This window comes from Halomonas sp. Cn5-12 (assembly GCF_021532545.1).
Lineage (GTDB): Bacteria > Pseudomonadota > Gammaproteobacteria > Pseudomonadales > Halomonadaceae > Vreelandella > Vreelandella aquamarina.
Map to the genome: position 1 here is coordinate 25764 of NZ_JAKGAY010000028.1, position 17493 is coordinate 43256.

At 56.0% G+C, this 17493-nt stretch carries 14 protein-coding genes and 1 tRNA gene; 2 read left to right on the top strand and 13 right to left on the bottom strand.

Translation table 11 applies throughout. The annotated features are described in order from the left end of the window. Positions 1 to 64 precede the first annotated feature (64 nt). From hrpA to L1249_RS13705, 4 genes are all read right to left on the bottom strand, one after another. Positions 65 to 3976 carry an ATP-dependent RNA helicase HrpA gene (gene hrpA, locus L1249_RS13690; protein ID WP_235253639.1) on the bottom strand — a complete coding sequence of 1304 codons (3912 nt, stop codon included), beginning with the start codon at positions 3974 to 3976 and terminating at the stop codon, positions 65 to 67. A 203-nt stretch (positions 3977 to 4179) separates the two neighbouring features. Further along, the gene (locus L1249_RS13695) at positions 4180 to 5853 is read right to left on the bottom strand and encodes an AMP-binding protein (protein WP_213262229.1); all 1674 of its coding nucleotides are present in this window, start codon (positions 5851 to 5853) and stop codon (positions 4180 to 4182) included. 165 nt (positions 5854 to 6018) lie between these two features. Next, a complete protein-coding gene (locus L1249_RS13700) occupies positions 6019 to 6798 on the bottom strand; it encodes a class II glutamine amidotransferase (RefSeq protein WP_074210766.1) in 780 nt (259 codons plus the stop codon). Positions 6799 to 6825: 27 nt separating this feature from the next. Then, positions 6826 to 7248, bottom strand: a complete 423-nt coding sequence (locus L1249_RS13705; RefSeq protein WP_044630124.1) for a hypothetical protein — start codon at positions 7246 to 7248, stop codon at positions 6826 to 6828. A gap of 62 nt (positions 7249 to 7310) precedes the next feature. Here L1249_RS13705 and L1249_RS13710 point away from each other — a divergent pair, with 62 nt between their 5' ends. Continuing rightward, entirely contained in the window at positions 7311 to 9383 is a 2073-nt protein-coding gene (locus L1249_RS13710) for a S9 family peptidase (protein ID WP_228168996.1), read from the top strand. A gap of 542 nt (positions 9384 to 9925) precedes the next feature. Here the strand turns inward: L1249_RS13710 and L1249_RS13715 are convergent. The 8 genes from L1249_RS13715 to grxD form a co-directional block, all read right to left on the bottom strand. Continuing rightward, positions 9926 to 10384: a YcgN family cysteine cluster protein gene (locus L1249_RS13715; RefSeq protein WP_044630126.1), complete on the bottom strand. Its 459-nt coding sequence runs from the start codon at positions 10382 to 10384 to the stop codon at positions 9926 to 9928. Between the two features lie 57 nt (positions 10385 to 10441). Next, positions 10442 to 11014, bottom strand: a complete 573-nt coding sequence (locus tag L1249_RS13720; RefSeq protein WP_228168997.1) for an acyl carrier protein phosphodiesterase — start codon at positions 11012 to 11014, stop codon at positions 10442 to 10444. 31 nt (positions 11015 to 11045) lie between these two features. Beyond that, the gene (locus tag L1249_RS13725; RefSeq protein WP_044630128.1) at positions 11046 to 11339 is read right to left on the bottom strand and encodes a YcgL domain-containing protein; all 294 of its coding nucleotides are present in this window, start codon (positions 11337 to 11339) and stop codon (positions 11046 to 11048) included. After that, a complete protein-coding gene (gene rnd / locus L1249_RS13730; protein ID WP_228168998.1) occupies positions 11336 to 12469 on the bottom strand; it encodes a ribonuclease D in 1134 nt (377 codons plus the stop codon). The genes L1249_RS13725 and rnd overlap by 4 nt, the downstream gene beginning before the upstream one ends. A gap of 53 nt (positions 12470 to 12522) precedes the next feature. Further along, the gene (gene recR, locus L1249_RS13735) at positions 12523 to 13128 is read right to left on the bottom strand and encodes a recombination mediator RecR (protein ID WP_044630129.1); all 606 of its coding nucleotides are present in this window, start codon (positions 13126 to 13128) and stop codon (positions 12523 to 12525) included. 3 nt (positions 13129 to 13131) lie between these two features. Beyond that, complete coding sequence (locus tag L1249_RS13740) at positions 13132 to 13458, bottom strand: YbaB/EbfC family nucleoid-associated protein (RefSeq protein ID WP_044630130.1); 327 nt, start codon at positions 13456 to 13458, stop codon at positions 13132 to 13134. Between the two features lie 48 nt (positions 13459 to 13506). Beyond that, the gene (gene dnaX / locus L1249_RS13745; protein ID WP_228168999.1) at positions 13507 to 15411 is read right to left on the bottom strand and encodes a DNA polymerase III subunit gamma/tau; all 1905 of its coding nucleotides are present in this window, start codon (positions 15409 to 15411) and stop codon (positions 13507 to 13509) included. A gap of 157 nt (positions 15412 to 15568) precedes the next feature. Continuing rightward, the gene (grxD, locus tag L1249_RS13750; protein ID WP_044630132.1) at positions 15569 to 15919 is read right to left on the bottom strand and encodes a Grx4 family monothiol glutaredoxin; all 351 of its coding nucleotides are present in this window, start codon (positions 15917 to 15919) and stop codon (positions 15569 to 15571) included. Positions 15920 to 16136: 217 nt separating this feature from the next. Between grxD and argF the strand changes: the two genes are divergently transcribed. Next, positions 16137 to 17057: an ornithine carbamoyltransferase gene (gene argF / locus L1249_RS13755; RefSeq protein ID WP_044630133.1), complete on the top strand. Its 921-nt coding sequence runs from the start codon at positions 16137 to 16139 to the stop codon at positions 17055 to 17057. 146 nt (positions 17058 to 17203) lie between these two features. Here argF and L1249_RS13760 read toward each other — a convergent pair. Next, positions 17204 to 17279, bottom strand: a tRNA-Ala gene (locus tag L1249_RS13760). Positions 17280 to 17493 lie beyond the last annotated feature (214 nt).

Genomic DNA, 17493 nt, shown 5'->3' on the forward strand with positions numbered 1-17493 from the left:
AAATAGCGTATGGCGAGGTTGTCCACCCCGCCCTATCTAAGCCTAAGCGCTTGCTCGTTTAGCATTAAACGCTGGTAATCTCTTCCCAACGCTTTTCCAAGCGCTTCACGGATACCGGCATCTGAGTGCCTAGCTGCTGGGCGAATAGCGATACTCGCAACTCCTGTATCCACCAGCCAAATGAGACCAATTCAGGGTCTTCAGCGGCACCTCTGCGCTCGCTTTTTCGCCGCGCATCAAAACGAGCCTCTAGGGCTTGGACATCCTGCATCATCATTTGGTCACGACCACGTTCACGGGCCGCTTTATCGAGGCGGATGAGAGCCGCTTCGGTATAGCGCGGATATTCGCTAAGCCACTCCCCTGCATCGCGAATAAAGCCAGGATAAACCAAGCGCTGCATCTGCGCGCTTACATCGCTGTAAACGAGCGCTAGGGCAAAGTTAAGCTTCCCTTTAAGCACTTTGGTCACCGCCAGATGCCCTTTAAGCGCCTCTTCAATGCGTGTCAGTAGCGATGTTGCATAAGGAATCAGCTCACTTTCGGTTGCCTTAAGCCGCTCGGTGAGCTCATTGGCAGAGCGTGGCAGCGGATGTGTTGCCACCACCTGCGTGAAGACCGCCAGCAGCAAATCATCCACTAATGCTTGTTTACTACCCACTTTAGCAAAGAGTAGAGCGCACTTTTCCACGCCAGGTAAGCGCTTGATGGCTTTCACCTGTTCTGGCCGCTTGGCAATGGCCAAGCGTGCCACGCCTTCCTGGTGAACCGCCGCCGCCTTCGCGGGATGATCAAAAAGCGCCACTTTAAAGCTATGGGCCTCGGCCATTAGTGCTGGGTAAGCTTCCACTCGGATACCGGCCTGAGTCGTTACCCGCGACTCGGGCAGCGGCGACTCTGGTAACTCATCCAAGGCGGGCGCTTGGCTTGCCTGATCGGCCAGCGCCTGGGCGCCTGCACTCGCCGCCTCTTCGAAACGCCGCTCCAGCGCACGCACATCGCGTCCTTGGCCCAACGTTTTACCCGCATGATCAACGACCCGCACGTTCATAATGAGGTGCGGCGGCAGCAGATCGAGACGCCAATCATCAGGGTGAACGCGGGTAGCAGTGCGGCGGCGGATAAATTCACCCAGCGCTTCGGTGAGCGGCCGCTCATCGGGCACCAGCGTCTCCAGCGCGGCATCGACCCAGTCGGGAATGGGTACCACTTGGCGACGAATACTTTTCGGCAGCGATTTTAGTAGCGCAATGCACTTTTCACGCAACAGCCCCGGCACCAGCCACTCCAACGCGTGCACCGGCAGCTGAGGCAACATGGCCGCAGGGACGGTGAGGGTCACGCCATCGTCCTCGGCATCTGGGTCAAAGTGGTAGCTGACCGGATACGCTACGCCAGACAGCGTTAAGTGATCAGGGTACTGCGCCTGAGTAACGTCGTGAGCATCACGGGCCTTTAGCGCATCGATATCAAACTTCAGCAGCGTGGGGTCTTGGCGCTCGGCCTGCTTGCGCCAGTGTTCAAAGCCCTTGCCGTTAACGATATCGGCGGGTATCCGCTCATCGTAGAAGGCGAACAGCGTCTCTTCGTCGACCAAGATATCCCGTCGGCGGGCACGATCTTCTAGCGCCTCTACCTCTTCGATCAGCGCACGGTTATGGGTGAAGAATTCTCCTTTGGTTTGGAACTCGCCTTCCACCAGCGCCCGACGAATAAACAGCTCCCGCGACTCCTGGGGCGCAATAGGCCCGTAATGGACACGACGGCGCGCCACAATCGGCAGGCCAAACAGAGTGACCTGTTCAAACGCCACGACCTGAGCACGCTTCATTTCCCAATGGGGTTCGCTATAGCTACTTTTCACCAGATGCTGCGCTTGGGGCTCGATCCACTGCGGGTCGATCTTGGCAACAGTGCGCGCAAACAGCTTGGTGGTTTCGATCAGCTCAAAGGCCATGACCCATTTGGGTGTTTTTTTCGCCAGCCCAGAGCCAGGGTGAATCATGAACTTGCGGTTACGCGCGCCGAGGTACTCTCGGTTCTCAAGCAGCGTACCCAAATTGGAGAGCAGGCCAGACAGCAGCGCCTGATGCAGCTTGCCCGATGTTTTTCGCCTTGCCTGCTTGGCCTGCTCTTCGCTCTCGTTCTCATCACGAGGCAGCGGCGCAGGTACCTCGATGTCCATATCCCGCAGCAATTGGCGCAACTGGCGGAACGTATCGTGCCACTCGCGCATGCGCAGGTAGTTAATGTAGTGGTCACGGCACCAGCGGCGCAGTTGGTTGCCCGATAACGCTTCACGAGCATTCTCGATGCCATGCCATAAATTTAGCAGCGCAACGAAATCGGAGTCTGGGTCGTGCCAGCGCTGGTGAGCTTGGTCAGCGGCTTGGCGCTTGTCAGCGGGCCGGTCACGGGGGTCTTGAATCGCCAGCGCAGAGACCACGACCAGCACGTCCCGCAGACTGCCTCGCTCTGCACCGGCCAACACCATACGGGCCAAACGCGGGTCAATGGGTAGTTTCGCCAGCTTACGCCCCAGGGCGCTAAGCTGTTGCTTATCATTTACTGCGCCCAGTTCAAATAGCAGCCGGAAGCCATCTTTGACAAAGCGGCCATCGGGCGGATCAACAAAGGGGAAGTCTTCAATATTGCCGAGCTTGAGCGCCAGCATTGAAAGAATGACCGATGCTAAGTTGGTGCGCTGAATCTCCGGGTCGGTAAACGCGGGACGTGACAGGAAATCCTCTTCGTCGTAAAGACGAATACACACGCCTTCCGCAATCCGCCCACAGCGGCCCTTACGCTGATTGGCGCTTGCCTGACTGACCGGCTCAATGGGCAGCCGCTGGATTTTCGCCCGGTAGCTGTAGCGGCTAATGCGTACAAGGCCAGGGTCGATAACATAGCGAATTCCCGGCACGGTGAGCGACGTTTCAGCCACGTTAGTTGCCAGTACGATGCGACGCCCACGGTGGGGAGCAAACACCCGGTTCTGCTCCTCATTAGAGAGCCGTGCATACAGCGGCAGAATCTCGGTGCCCTTTAAATCCGCGCGGCGCAGCGTATCGGCGGTTTCGCGGATTTCCCGCTCGCCGGGTAGAAACACCAGCACATCGCGGGGGCCATGCAGCCAGCCTTTTTCACGCTCGATTGTTTCGATCTCACGCACGGCATGCAAAATCCCCTCCTGCAGCGTGCGGTCATCCTCGTCCTCTTCGCTGCGCACCAGCGGGCGGTAGTGGACATCTACCGGGAACGTGCGTCCAGACACCTCGACCACCGGCGCAGGCGTTTTAGGCGAGCCGAAATGGGCCGCAAAGCGCTCCACGTCGATCGTTGCGGAGGTAATGATGACTTTCAAATCAGGGCGCTTAGGCAGCAGACGCTTGAGGTAACCCAGTAAGAAATCGATGTTAAGGCTACGCTCGTGGGCTTCGTCGATAATCAGCGTGTCGTAGCGCAGCAGCAGCGGGTCGTGCTGCGTCTCAGCCAGCAGGATGCCATCGGTCATCAGCTTAACGAGTGTGCTCGGCGAGCTTTGGTCGTTAAAGCGCACCTGATAGCCCACCTGCTCGCCTAGCGGCACGCTTAGCTCTTCCGCCAGCCTCCCTGCAACGCTGCGCGCAGCCAGCCGCCGTGGCTGCGTATGACCAATCAACCCTTTTCGGCCTCGGCCAAGCTCTAAACACATTTTGGGCAGCTGCGTGGTTTTACCCGAACCGGTTTCCCCTGCCACGACCACCACCTGGTGGTCGCGAATCGCGGTGAGAATATCCTCACGGCGCTCTACCACCGGCAGCTCTGCCGGGTAATCCAGCGTCACGCGCAGGGCTTCGCGCTGCGCCAGCAGTTGCTTGGCTTTGTCGACTTCCCGCTCCACCTCGTTCAAGCCGCGGTCGATCGGCTTCTTATCTCGCTGCCGACGCCGCAGGCCCGCCACTCTACGCGAGAGCCGCTCTTGATCACGCAGCATCACGTGACTCAGCGACTCAGTGAGCGCTGTAAGCGAGGGGGCGTTGTCTTGCGGGGTATCGATGCGGGATGAGTGCGTGTCGGTGGTCACGTTAGGCTCGGTTCCATCTCAGAATAAACGTCGGCCCACTCGCAAGTGGGCCGACCATTGTAACGCTTTCGCGAACGAGACGCCTAACGCCTGCTTGACCGAGTGCTCAACCCTTACGGCGCATGAGTTGTTTCCTGGTCGCGCAGTTGGCGGCGCAGCACTTTACCAACGTTGGTTTTCGGCAGCTCGTCGCGGAACTCGATGTACTTCGGCACTTTATAAGCCGTCAGTTCTTTCTTGCACCAAGCGCGCAGCGTTTCAGCGTCAAGCTGGCTGTTTTTGGACACCACAAACAGTTTAATAGCTTCACCCGCGTTTTCATCGGCAACACCGACGGCCGCCGCTTCCAGCACATCGGGATGGGCGGCTACTACGTCTTCAACCTCATTGGGGTAAACGTTAAAGCCCGACACCAGAATCATGTCTTTTTTACGATCAACGATTTTGATATAGCCGTCGTCCTGCAACACGGCGATATCGCCGGTATGGAACCAACCGTTTTCATCAATAGCGTTGCGCGTCTCTTCCTCACGCTGCCAGTACCCTTTCATGACCTGCGGGCCTTGCACGCAAAGTTCGCCCGGCTCGCCAAACGGTACATCGTTACCATCAACATCAACCACTTTCACCGAGGTGCCCGCTACCGGCTTACCAATCGTCCCCAGTTGGATCGCATCGTTAGGGTTGAAGCTGACAATCGGCGAGGTTTCCGTTAGGCCATAGCCTTCGGCGATCGGGCAGCCAGTGGTATCTTCCCAGCGCTGGGCAGCCGCTTTGGTTAACGCCATGCCGCCTGAAATAGTCAGCTTCAATTTAGAGAAGTCGAGCTGCTTGAAATCGTCCCGATTGCACAGCGCGCTAAACAGCGTATTGAGGCCGATAAACCCCGTGAACGGCAGCCCCTTCAGCTCTTTAACGAAATTAGGCAAGTCACGGGGGTTAGTGATCAACAACGAATGGTTGCCAGTTTCCATTAAGAACAAGCAGTTAACGGTAAAGGTGTAGATGTGATACACGGGCAGCGGTGCAATCACCAGCTCTTCGCCGTCCGTGAGATGCTCGCCAATCGCTGAGCGCGCCTGGAGCATGTTGGCCACTAGGTTCCGGTGGGTCAGCATCGCCCCTTTGGGCATGCCGGTCGTACCGCCGGTGTACTGCAACGCCGCCAAGTCATCCAGCGTGCGCTCTACGGGGGTGTGCTTCAGTGAAGCGCCTTTTTTCAGGGCGTCTCGGAAACCAACGGCGCTTGGGAGCGAATAGGCAGGCACCATTTTTTTGACGTGTTTCACCACCGCGTTGATCAGCCAGCGCTTGGGCACATCATGTAGGTCGCCTAGCTGAGTCACCAGTACATGCTTGATATCGGTTTTATCGAGCACTTTTTCCAGCTTGTCGGCCATATTGGCCAGAATCAAAATGGCTTTGGCATTGGAGTCTTTAAACTGATGCGCCATCTCCCGCTCGGTATACAGCGGATTGGTGTTGACGACCACTAACCCTGCTCGCAGAGCACCAAATACGGCGACAGGAAACTGCAGAACGTTCGGCAACTGAATGGCGATTCTGTCGCCCGGCACCAAATCGGTTTCATGCTGCAGCCACGCAGCAAAATCAGCTGAAAGACGATCAAGGTCGGAAAAGCTCAGCGTCTTGCCCATGCAGGTAAAAGCGGGCTTGCTGGCAAAGCGCGAGACGGCTGACTGAAAAACATCCGTAATAGAGCTGTACTGATCCAAGCCTTCAAGCACTGGGCCGCGTAAAATGGGGGGGCTGGCGTGTTCGCTCATGGGCTATCTCCGCTATCCGTGTCGATGTGAGACCGACCTTGTTATTGTGGTGTGGTTGTATAAAGAGATTAAACGCCAACGATATACGACGTTTATGACACTGTAAAACGATCGATTGAAACTTGCGTTTCAACTTTAGCTTATAGTCCATCACCGAGACTTATCTTATGGACAGTATCGAGCGTTAATTTCTCCCTCTCTCCACACCAATAACTCCCCAGGCACCATGCGCTGCCATGCTTCATTTTGAGTCAGTGGCTCGGTGGCAATCACCGAGACAATGTCGTTAGGCGTGGTGTGCTCGATAAAATTGACCGTCATCTCTGCATCTGACAACTCCGCTTCACCAAAAGGCGCACGGCGAGTGATGTGCGCCAGTTTGGTAGAGCAGTAGCTATAAAGATGGACGCCGTCAGAAAGGAGTAGATTAAAAACGCCCAGCCCTCTTAGCTGCTCGCAGAGGTCATGGAGCTTTTCCCAAAGCGTTTCTGGGGCAGCCGGTGGCGTTGGAAACACCCGGCGCAACTCGCCCATTAACCAGCAAAACGCGTGTTCGCTATCGGTATTGCCAACCGGGGTGTAAACCCCTAAAGGCAGTTCCTGCCAATCACTTAATTGCCCATTATGGGCATAGCACCAGGGCCGCCCCCACATTTCACGAGCAAAGGGATGCGTGTTGGCCAATCGCACGCCGCCTACGTTGGCTTGGCGAATATGGCTGATCACAACATTTGATTTGATGGGGTAGTCGCAAATTAAACGCGCAATCGGTGAATCCACAGAAGGGTGAGGATCTCTAAATTCGCGATAGCCGCCCTCTTCATAAAAGGCGATGCCCCACCCATCGCGATGAGGGCCTGTGCCACCACCGCGATGTAAAAAGCCTGAAAAGCTGAAGCAGATATCGGTAGGCACATTAGCGCTCATACCCAATAGCTCACACATTGGCCCACTCCCTTGATGCCAGTCGCATTAACGGATAACCGGTTCGCGGCGGCGAGTAGGCTGTGGGTCCTCCACTTGGCGGCGGGCAGGCGTGTCTTCAACAGGCGCAGGACGACGCCACCACCACAGCGCTACACCAATCCCCGCGCCTAGGGCTATCCCTAAGACTAACCAGAGCAAGCCGTTGCGCAGAGCAGTGGCACTGTTCTCAAAAACGCCCACGGCAGCGACCATAGCGGACGGTGCCCAACCGCTATAGAACTCCCCCTCTTCGACCAGTGGCAGCCGATAACTGGCAGGCATCCACATCGCCCCCGCCACGCCCCATGTCACGATGAGCCGAGGCAAACGCGGCAAAAATGCCAATCCAAAGTAAACCGCTAGCAGCACCAGCAGTGAAAGACCGTAATAACTGAACCACAGCAGTGACATTGAGTCTGCAAACAGCATAATACCCCTCATGTGGGTGGAAGCACCCGACGTTGATTTCCCGTTATGGTACCTATCAATTTATGAAAGCACAGCCTGGTATGCACGAAGGCTCGCCCGTAGCGCGCTATTATCGCGCCGATGACCCTGAATGGCACTGGTTAGAAAACCGCGAAAGCGCTGATGTCAGCGATTTTCTTACCGCGGCCAACCAGCAGCATGCCGATTGGTTTGCACCGCTCTCCCCCCTCGCAGACACCCTTTACCACTCGCATCTAGCGCGCCGTGAATTGGCGGTGAAAAGTCTAGAGACAGCGCTTGACCACTTTACGTTCTGGAGCGAGACCGGCGCTGAGGATGATTACCCCTGCTGGTGGCGTTACCCAAATGGCCAACCTGAGCAAAAAAGCTGTTTTTTTGACGTTCGCGAGCGCGCTGCCGAGCAGCCGTTCTACGACATGGGTGATATGGCGCTCTCCCCGGATGAGCAGTGGCTCGCCTGGACCGAAGATACCCAGGGCGATGAACGCTTCACACTCTGGTTAAAAGCGCTGCCTAACGGCACGCCGCGCCAACTACTTAGCGATATCGGACCCAGCGTTTGCTGGGCAGAGGACCAAACTGCAGACGGCGCCACGCTGCTGTTTACCCGTTTCGACGATACCCAGCGCCCTGACAGCCTATGGCGGCTATGGGTCGCGTTCGCAGAACATGCCCCTATGCAGACACCGACCCTAGTGTTACGCGAGGCAGACCCAGAATTTTGGGTAGGCGTGGGTAAAACGCGCTCTAAAGCGTGGTTGATCATCGAGAGCGGCTCAAAAGACACCACCGAAGTTCTCGCCCTACCTGCCGACCAGCCCGAAACACCCCTCGTTTGCCTGCATGCCCGCGAGCCGGGCGTGGAAGTCAGCATTGATCATCGGCCAGGGGTCTTTTATCGCCTACACAACCAGACGGGCCCTCACTTTCAGCTGGATATGCGCGCCGAAAGCGATAACGCCAGTTGGCAGCCGCTGATTGCGCATCGCGATGACGCGACGCTGGAAGGGGTTGATGCGTTTGAGTGGGGCTTGATACTGGCTGAGAGAAGCCATCAGGATGCGCAGGTACTGCTGCGGCGCTTGGAGCTGGATAGTCACCATCAAACGCTGCTTGATAGCTACATTGACCTGCCCGAAACGCCCTGTTCACAGCTGCTGGAAGACTCGCCACACTTTAATGCACGCATGCTGCACCTGCGCGAAGAGTCGTTTACCCGCCCTCCGAGCTGGTATGCCTTAGACCTCGATAGCGGTGTACGCACGCTCTTAAAACAGGTGCCCGTTCATGGCAGTCTCGCTCCAGAGCAGCTAGTCAGCCGCCGAATATGGGCCACCAGCCACGATGGCGAGCAAGTCCCGGTATCGGTGGTCATGCGAGAAGACTTGGCAGGCCAGCCACTGCCCACCCTGTTATACGGTTACGGTGCTTACGGTGAAGCGCTGGACCCCTGGTTCTCGATTGCTCGCTTAGAGCTACTGGAGCGCGGCGTGGCCTTTGCTGTGGCCCATGTGCGCGGCGGCGGTGAGCGCGGCGAACCGTGGTACTTAGCAGGCAAGATGGCTCATAAAGAGAACAGCTTTCACGACTTTTTAGCCGCCCGTGAAGCGCTTGTGGCCACCCATATCAGCCAGCCTGAGCGGATAGTCGCCTGCGGTGCCAGTGCAGGCGGATTGCTGGTGGGTACTTGCATCAACCGTGCGCCGGAGGCCTTCTGCGCGGCGGTGTTGGATGTTCCTTTCCTGGATGTACTGCGCACCATGCAGAACCCAGAGCTGCCGCTCACCACCGCTGAGTATACCGAGTGGGGTAATCCTGAGGCACCCGACGTGGCTGAACGTATCGCCGGTTATTCACCTATCGATAACATCCGCTCGCAGCGCTACCCAGCGCTTTGGATTGAGGGTAGTTGGTTCGATACCCGCGTTAGCTACTGGGAACCCGCCAAATTCTACGCCCGAGTGAGTCAGGCACAGCAGGGGGCTGCGCCTATCCTGCTGCATACCGATATGAGCAGCGGCCACGGCGGCGCATCAGGAAGGTTTAAGGCGTGGCGCGATACAGCCCGCCAGGATGCGTTTATTCTGTGGGCGCTAGGGTTAGGGAACCGCTGATCAATTCGTCTCTAAGCGGCTGAAACGCTCATAATGGCACTTTCACTGCATCACCTCTTGGCACTGAATTGCGATGTACGGCAGGGCTTCTTATTTGCCAAACCCATGGCATTTGAGCCTCTGACCCACTGGTTAGCAGTACAGCAGCAAAACGCGCTTTAACACAGCCACCAATACAACCACTCGCAGCGCCAAGGCGCTGCTTTTTTTACGCCATTTATTTTATGAAAATATTTTCCATAAAATAATTTTTACGGCATACTAACCATAAGTTTTATATACCAACGTCTATATTGCTGATCATTAGGAGTAACACGATGAAATATCAGGAACAGTTTCCCACCATTTGGGATACCCCAACGAAGCCCGCTAACACTCAGGCAACCAAAAAAACCGCTGCCAAGCCGCAACCCTCGGCTCTTAAAGAGGCTTTTTTAACGATTTGGGATAGCAGCAAAACGAAAACCGCTAGCTAACAGTGCATTCGCCAGCGGTCTAAGCGTACGCCAAGGAAGGCTACGGCAGGGGCTCAAACATGAAAATCACGACATAGGAAGAACGGCAATTATATGCTCTTCGAGTTGCCTTTCTGGCACCTCATCTTGGGACACAGCAAACCCTCTGACGCTGATGCCTTTTCGATGGACTCGTTCAGCATCGTTACTTAGTAATGGATGCCATCCTGCCAGCTTGCGACCTTCCGCCACTCGTCGGTACCCACAGGTTTGTGGCAACCAAGTAAACTCTTTTACCAGCGCTGGGGTCAGCTGGGTGCAGTCAGGCACGCTCTCAAAGCGGTTTTCATAATCGCTGCACTGACAGCTATGAGTATCCAGCAGGCGGCACGCTACGTTAAGAATGGCCAGCTCTTGCGTCTCATCATCATGCAGCTTTAGCAAACAGCACTGACCGCAGCCGTCACACAGGGCTTCCCATTCTGGAGGCGTTAGCTCTTCCAACGAATAGCGTTCCCAGAAGCGCTCGCGCAACGCGGTTTCCATCGTCTAATCACCCCGGTTAAACATTAACGTTAGGCAGGCTATAGCAGCCAGCTAATCTCAGCTTGTCTTACCATCACTGGTCAGCGCCTCCCGGCACTCACTCCATAACACGCTGAAATCCGCCTCTAAAGCAGTGTAGTCTTCACGCAGCCAGGGCACTAATTCAGCCAGACGGTTGGGGCCGGAAAGGCGCTGCCCGATGCCCGCCACCGCACGACATGTAAAATCAAAATCAGCGTAACGGCGCAACCAGTCGTGCTCAACCAGCACCGGCATCATCGTCGCTAGACGTTGTGGCGCGGGCCACGCGCTGAGTAATCGATAGCAGCGATCAATCAGCTGATGTTGACTAGCCCCCTCCTGCTGGCGAGAAATAAAATGATCCCACACAACATCCAGCGCAATGCCCGCATAGCGTCTTTGAGCCTGAGGAGCGCGCTGCTTGGCCATCATAACGCTAGGGTGCTGGTCTACCCAGGCATCAACTCGCCGATGGTGGCGAATGCCACAGGCAACGCTTGGCGACCAAGCAGAAAGGTCGCTGCCTTTCACGCCATCGGCAATCAAATTACCGTAAAGAAAGCCGTCGTCCCCCGGCTGAGCCAGCCATGCGTGGGCAAGAAAGTTCATCGCTTTTGCGCCACGCTAATGCGCCGATAACTCACGAGCGATCTGTCGTCTGAGCGCGATGAATGTCCAGTAAGTAGGGCTCTTTGGCAGGCGGCATTTGTAGGTAAAATCCCTGTTCCTCAATCGCAGCCATCACATCGGCAGCCTTCACACGGGCAAGCGGCTTATCAGCGGTCAGCATCATCGTTAGCACAGGAACCGGCTTACCAAAGGTCTCCATCAGCGCCTCAGGCACTGTCTCCATTCCTTTACGCTTATCCACGTAGAGGTACATTTCGTCTTTGCGCGAGCTTTTAAAAATCTCGCATAGCAGTTTTTCGCTCATAAAGATGACTCCTCAAGCGCCTGATGAATCGCTTGCGTTAAGCAGGTATCGCGCCAACCACTCAGTTCTTGTAATGGCTGGTGTGCAAGCCGCTGCATGACCAGCGCCTCAATATCCCGGCGACGCAGCAACATTTCCGGAGCAATATTAAGAGCCGCTGCTTTTTCGGCAACCACTCCCTTAATCGCCTTGAAACGGCGCTTAAATGCAGGCTGCATGGGGTCTGGCCAACGCGTAGGTAAGTCGCTTTCTGGACAGTGCTGGGCCTGCTTCACTAGCGCCAGTAGAGCATCGCCCTCTTTTTTGACCAGCGGCGGCTTGATGCCCTCAACCTCGGCTAGCTCATAGCGGTTTTTGGGCATTTTTTCTGCCACAACGAACAGCAGCTTATCGCTCACCAGCCAATTACGCGGTAAATCTCGACGGCGGGTTTCGCCCTCGCGCCAAATCGTCATTAGCCGGTAGGCCTCAAGCTGGCGAGGCGTCAATCGCCAAAGCTGGCGCTGGCGGGTATACCACTGGCCGTCGTTTTCAACGCTGCGTCCTGCCTGTTCGATCAAGCTGGAGCACTCGCTGTCCAACCACTCACGCCGCCCTAAGGCGTCGAGTTTTTCCGCTTGAAGCTGCCACACTTTAAGCAAGTAAATTACGTCTAGCGCGGCGTACTCACATTGAGAAGACGTTAACGGACGCTCCAGCCAATTAGAGCGTGTCTCCTCTTTGGGAAGCGTTTCGCCTACCCAGTGCTCTACAAGTTTTTGGTAACCCATGCCAGGATTTTCGCCTAAGAAGGCTTGCGCCACCTGGGTATCCACCAGCGGCGTAGGCAACACGCCCGCCCAGCGTTGGAAGACTTCTAAATCTTCACTGCAGGCATGCAGCAGCTTCACCGCGCTATTTTGCAATAGCGCTTTAAAAGCGTTGGTGCAGGGTGTTGATAACGGGTCGACTAAATATGCCACTTCATGACTGGCAAACTGAATCAGCGCCGGTATGGGGAAAAACGTATTCTCGCGGAAAAACTCGGTGTCTAAGGCAATAACGCTGGCACCGGAAACCTGTTCACAGGCGGCGTCTAACGCCTCGGCGCTATCAATCCATTGATACAAAGCAGAAGTTGAAGAGGACAAAGCAATCTTCCGAGTTGGCACAACCGCATCAGCGCTTGCGTTTATTATCAGCATTAATCGCTAGCAAAGGGCTGGCGACCATTAAAAGCGCGGCTTAATGTACCGCCATCCACATACTCCAACTCACCGCCCATCGGCACGCCATAGGCGAGACGAGAAAAGGATACACCGTAATGCGCAAGCTGAGAGGCAATGTAATGCGCTGTCGCCTCACCCTCTACCGTAGGGTTAGTAGCAAGAACGACTTCACGAATATTGCCTTCAGCTACACGGCTTTCGAGCAACTCCAGCCCGATAGCTTCCGGGCCAATACCATCTAGCGGTGAAAGGTGACCATGCAGTACAAAATAGCGCCCTTGAAAACCGCCAGCCTCTTCAATCGCTAGCTGGTCTGCGGGCGATTCAACCACGCACAACAGTGCATCATCACGGCGAGAGCTCTCGCACAGCGCGCAAATATCGGCTTCGGTGAGCGTACGGCAGCGCTGGCAGTAGCCTACTTCCTCTATCGCCTGCTGAATCACTGCGGCTAATCGCTGGCCACCTGGGCGTTCACGCTCTAGTAAATGCATCGCCATGCGCTGAGCCGTTTTTGGCCCAACGCCTGGCAACACGCGAAACGCGTCCATCAATTGCTCAACAAGCGGAGAAAAGCGCATGGTTTAGAACGGCATCTTAAAGCCGGGCGGTAGGTTTAAACCGGCTGTTGCCTCTTCCATTTTCGCTTTGGAGTTCGCTTCTACTTTGCGTACAGCATCGTTGACCGCTGCCGCCAGCAAATCTTCAAGCAGCTCTTTATCTTCTTCCAGCACGCTGGGGTCGATCGTCACATCGCTGACATCATGGCGGCCGTTCATGGTAATTTTTACCATGCCCGCACCCGCTTCGCCGTGCACTTCAGCTTTGGCCACTTCTTCTTGAACGCGCTGCATTTTTTCCTGCATTTCTTGGGCTTGCTTCATGATGTTGCCCATTCCGCCTTTAAACATGCGGTCTTCTCCTAAATCATTAATAAGCGAGTTGGTAGCCGTCGGCCGTTAGGAACGTGGCTCTGGCGCTGGTTTTACGGTTGACTCAATTAGCGTAGCCCCAAACGCCTGCTGCAACTTCTGAATATTGGGGTCGTGATGCAACAGATCAACAGCCTGCGCATGGCGTTCTTGCTGTAAACGCTCTTCCTGTTGCTGGGGTGTTTCCAGCGTGGCGTCAAGTTCAGCCACGCTGAACTGAACCCTTCTTGGTATGCCGATCTCTTTCAGCGCTCGCTCAATGCGCACGTTATGAACCTCGGCCTTCATGGCGGACTGGCTGGGGTCAAGCCGCAGCACCACAGTGCCACCATCATCGCTTTCTAACTGGCAATGTGCCGCTAAGTTACGCGTCAGCCCGCCTAAACCTAAGGCGTCAAAACAAGCCAGCCACGCGGCGTGGTTTAAGAGATCTCCCGAGGCCAGCGATTCAGCCGAAAGCGAGGAAGGCGCCACATTAAAGGATGGAGTGGGCTCTGGCTCTGGCTCTGGCTCTGGCTCTGGCTCTGGCTCTGGCTCTGGCTCTGGCTCTGGCGAGAGCGTAGCGGCGCTTTCTACCTCTTCAAGCGACCAGGGCGGCGGCGCATCATATTGCGGCTCTAATGCCTCGGGCGCCTCACTTGGTGGAGCTACCTGCACCGCAGGCTCAGGCGGCTCAGCCTCGGCAGCGGCGGGTGCAGGCTCAGGCTTTTTTGCGGCTGGCTCCGCTAACACAGGGGCGCTTGGCGGTGCTGTGGGAGCTGGCGTTGCATCTGCTGACGGCGCAGGCTCAGGGCGTAGCGGCAGCGGCGTCGCAGGTGGCTTGGGAACGCCCTGAGGGCGGAAAGCCAGCATCCGTAACAGCGTCATCTCCAGAGCACTACGCAAGTCTGGGGCGTGTACCATATCGCCACGCCCCTGGATACCAATCTGGTAGTAGAGCTGGATATCTTCAGCGGTAAAACGGCTGGCCAGCTGCTGAATTTGCGCTCGGTCACCGTGGCTATTATCCACTACATCCGGCACCATTTGCGCCACGGCCAAGCGGTGGAGTATGGCAGTTAACTCATCTAGCACGGCGGCAAAATCAGGCCCCTGCTCGGCTAGCTGGGCCACTTCTGCCAGCAACTTCTGAACATCTACCGCTGCTAGCGCTTCAACCACGGCCAGCACATGGCGATGATCCAACGTGCCCAGCATTGCCGCTACATCAGCATGGCGCACAGCCCCTTGGCCAAAGGCTATGGCTTGATCAGTCAGGCTCATTGCATCGCGCATGGAGCCTTCAGCAGCCTTGCCTAACAGCCACAACGCGCTTTCATCATACTCAACCCCCTCTTCGCCCAGCACATAAGTTAAGTGCTCGACTACCCGCTCAGGCGGCATATGCTTGAGCGTAAACTGCAAACAGCGGGATAGTACCGTGGCGGGGAGCTTCTGCGGATCGGTGGTCGCTAACAGAAATTTTACATGGGGTGGCGGCTCTTCCAGCGTTTTAAGCAGCGCATTAAAGCTGCTGGTGGAGAGCATGTGCACCTCATCAATAAGGTATACCTTGTAGCGCCCTTGGGTAGGCGCGTACTGAACGTTATCGAGCAGTTCGCGGGTATCTTCTACTTTGGTTCGCGAAGCAGCGTCGACTTCGATCAGGTCGACAAAACGGCCTTCATCGATGGCTTGGCAACTATCGCACTGACCGCAGGGTGTCGAGGTAATTCCCTCATCCCCGCGCCCATTAGCGGTACAGTTAAGGCATTTCGCCAAAATGCGCGCCAGCGTGGTTTTGCCGACGCCACGCGTGCCAGTAAACAGGTAAGCGTGGTGTAAGCGGCCCTGATCAAGGGCATTGACCAAGGCGCGTTGAACATGGGCCTGGCCCACGAGCTCGTGGAATGTACGTGGCCGCCATTTGCGGGCCAGAACCTGATAGCTCATTGAGCAAAACTTCCTTAGGCGGGCTGACTGTCGATGCTAAACAGCCTATCGTAAACCGTAGATGCTAATTGTTGGTGCTTCATAAAGCACCATTCTAGCGGCTGCACCGCAGCCCGCCAACCGCCCGGCAGATGCCGAGCGGCATGAGGCGTTACGCTTAGGCGTTATCGCCACCTTCAGCGGCACCAGCACGTTGGGCGGCTTCTTTTACCAACTTTTCAAGCTCACCGTTTTGATGCATTTCAATGACAATATCGCAGCCGCCTACCAGCTCGCCTTCTACCCATAGCTGGGGAAAGGTCGGCCAGTTGGCAATTTTCGGCAGCTCAGCACGGATATCCGGGTTATCCAATACGTTGACGAAGGCAAAACGTTCGCCGCAGCTCATCAGCGCCTGCACTGTCTGTGCAGAGAAGCCGCACTGGGGCAGTTGGGGGGTGCCTTTCATGTAGATCAAAATCGGGTTTTCGCTGATTTGACGCTGAATATTTTCGGCAGTGGTGCTCATAATGTGCTCCTAAATAAGTGATGTGATCCAAGCCAGTTTACGCAATTCGTCAACTGGCTTTAACCCCACGACCTAGTAATGCCATGGATTGGTGATTACACCAATACCCGAGCAAACTACTCGGCCTTAACGCGTGGCAGCCATTCTACGCATGCCGCCCGCGTTGCGCATCCCCTGCCGCATCGCTAGGATGGTGTTTTTGCGCGGAGAGAAGTCCATGGCGACACGCCATTTCCTTACCCTATTGGATTTGACCCCAGATGAGCTGGCGTATTTGATCCAGCGTGCCATTAAGATCAAGACGGATCTTAAAGCTAATGGCCCAGTGTACACACCGCTACCAAACCGCACGCTGGCGATGATTTTTGAAAAATCGTCCACCCGAACCCGCGTCTCTTTTGAAACAGGCATGGCGCAATTTGGTGGCCATGCGCTCTTCCTCTCTCCTCGTGATACCCAGCTTGGCCGCGGTGAGCCAATCGAAGACACCGCTCGCGTGCTCTCTGAGATGGTGGATGCAGTCATGATTCGCACCTTCTCCCACCAAGGCCTGGAAACCTATGCCAGCGCCAGCAGCGTGCCGGTGATTAATGCCCTAAGCGACGACTACCACCCCTGCCAACTGCTGGCAGATGTGATGACCTGGACAGAGCTGCGCGGCAGCGTCAAAGGTCGCACCGCGGTGTGGATTGGCGATGGCAATAATATGTGCCACTCCTGGATCAACGCCGCCCGCCAGTTCGGCTTTCATCTGCGGGTCTGCTGCCCGGAAGGCTATGAACCACGCGAAGATATCATGGCCGCTGCGGGTGACTGCGTCACCCTGCTCCACGACCCACAAGAAGCGGCTAAAGGTGCTGACTTAATCACTACTGACGTATGGGCTTCCATGGGCCAGGAAGAGGAGCAGGCAAAACGAGAAGCCGACTTTGCAGGCTTCCAGGTAACTGAAGCCCTGCTCGACTCCGCCCAATCTGACGTGCTGTTTTTACACTGCTTGCCTGCTCATCGAGGCGAAGAGATCAGCCTCACGCTGCTGGACGACCCAAGGGCAGTAGTATGGCAGGAAGCCGGCAACCGCCTACACGCTCAAAAAGCATTGATCGAGTTTTTGTTACTAGGCAAAGTCGACGCATAACCTCTATCGCCTAACCTCTATCCCGCCCTGTATGCTTTGCAGGGCGGGCTTGTGCACAACGCCCTCGAAAGCAAACGCCACCACGCCGGGTACAAAACAAGCATAAAAAAACGCCACGTTATAAATAACGTAGCGTTTAGAAATATTGGTGGAGCCTAGCGGGATCGAACCGCTGACCTCAACACTGCCAGTGTTGCGCTCTCCCAGCTGAGCTAAGGCCCCACATGCTGCCAGTTTCGTGCAGCGGGGCGAATACTAATTCACAGCACTGTAAGAGTCAAGCATTAAAGCAACTAGGGTCTCCCCATTTTTTCCGGCGTGTCATCGGCATAGTCCTCCTGAGGAGGTGAACAAGTCTGGTATTCGCGCCTCGGCGTCTGGCGCTCTTCTCCAGAGGGGGGTAGAAAACACTTCGGCCTTGAGCAAACAGCCGTTG

Coding starts and splice junctions, on each gene's coding strand:
- L1249_RS13705 (WP_044630124.1), bottom strand. CDS start 7,248: ATGCTGTTTGCAGACTCAATGTCACTGCTGTGGTTCAGTTATTACGGT.
- recR (WP_044630129.1), bottom strand. CDS start 13,128: ATGCGCTTTTCTCCGCTTGTTGAGCAATTGATGGACGCGTTTCGCGTG.
- L1249_RS13720 (WP_228168997.1), bottom strand. CDS start 11,014: ATGAACTTTCTTGCCCACGCATGGCTGGCTCAGCCGGGGGACGACGGC.
- L1249_RS13725 (WP_044630128.1), bottom strand. CDS start 11,339: ATGAGCGAAAAACTGCTATGCGAGATTTTTAAAAGCTCGCGCAAAGAC.
- dnaX (WP_228168999.1), bottom strand. CDS start 15,411: ATGAGCTATCAGGTTCTGGCCCGCAAATGGCGGCCACGTACATTCCAC.
- L1249_RS13695 (WP_213262229.1), bottom strand. CDS start 5,853: ATGAGCGAACACGCCAGCCCCCCCATTTTACGCGGCCCAGTGCTTGAA.
- L1249_RS13740 (WP_044630130.1), bottom strand. CDS start 13,458: ATGTTTAAAGGCGGAATGGGCAACATCATGAAGCAAGCCCAAGAAATG.
- grxD (WP_044630132.1), bottom strand. CDS start 15,919: ATGAGCACCACTGCCGAAAATATTCAGCGTCAAATCAGCGAAAACCCG.
- argF (WP_044630133.1), top strand. CDS start 16,137: ATGGCGACACGCCATTTCCTTACCCTATTGGATTTGACCCCAGATGAG.
- hrpA (WP_235253639.1), bottom strand. CDS start 3,976: ATGCTGCGTGATCAAGAGCGGCTCTCGCGTAGAGTGGCGGGCCTGCGG.
- L1249_RS13700 (WP_074210766.1), bottom strand. CDS start 6,798: ATGTGTGAGCTATTGGGTATGAGCGCTAATGTGCCTACCGATATCTGC.
- L1249_RS13710 (WP_228168996.1), top strand. CDS start 7,311: ATGAAAGCACAGCCTGGTATGCACGAAGGCTCGCCCGTAGCGCGCTAT.
- L1249_RS13715 (WP_044630126.1), bottom strand. CDS start 10,384: ATGGAAACCGCGTTGCGCGAGCGCTTCTGGGAACGCTATTCGTTGGAA.